The organism is Microtetraspora sp. AC03309 (assembly GCF_020826795.1).
Classification (GTDB): domain Bacteria; phylum Actinomycetota; class Actinomycetes; order Streptosporangiales; family Streptosporangiaceae; genus Microtetraspora; species Microtetraspora glauca.
The window spans coordinates 1-538 of sequence record NZ_JADDIL010000410.1 but is presented as its reverse complement, the minus strand read 5'-3'; the positions used below and the strand labels follow the sequence as shown (position 1 = coordinate 538).

The window sequence follows — 538 nt, the reverse complement described above, 5'->3', positions numbered from 1 at the left end:
CGCCGCGTGCCGCGGAAAGCGACAGCACCACCATCACCAGCGTGAGGATCACCGTGACGATGGAACGGTAGACCAGAAGCAGCATGATGATGATGACCGTGAAGGTCAGTGCCTCGATCAGCTTCATACTGCGGTCACCTGCGATGTGCTGGTCGGCGGCCAACGCGGCCGGACCCGTCACATACGCCTTGACCCCAGGCGGCGGGGTGACGCTCTCGACGATCTTCTGGACGGCCTCGACCGATTCGTTGGCCAGTGCCTCGCCCTGGTTACCGGCGGTGTAGACCTGCACGTAGGAGGACTTGCCGTCGGCGCTCTGGGCGCCTGAGGCGGTCAGCGGGTCGCCCCAGAAATCTTGAACGTGCTCGACGTGCGCCTTGTCGGCTTCGAGCTTGTCGACAACCTCGTCGTAGTAGTCGTGCGCCTTGATGTCCAGCGGCTCGTCGCCCTCGAGCACGACCATGACCGAGCTGTTGGACTTGAACTCCTGGAACACCTCGCCGACGCGCTTCATGGCGATCATCGACGGTGCCTGGTC

General features: G+C 63.6%; 1 protein-coding gene. It reads right to left on the bottom strand.

Translation table 11 applies throughout. From position 1 onward, the window contains the following. Positions 1-523: MMPL family transporter (locus tag IMZ11_RS43600; protein WP_305075958.1), on the bottom strand; the 523-nt coding region annotated here is incomplete at its 3' end. Positions 524-538 lie beyond the last annotated feature (15 nt).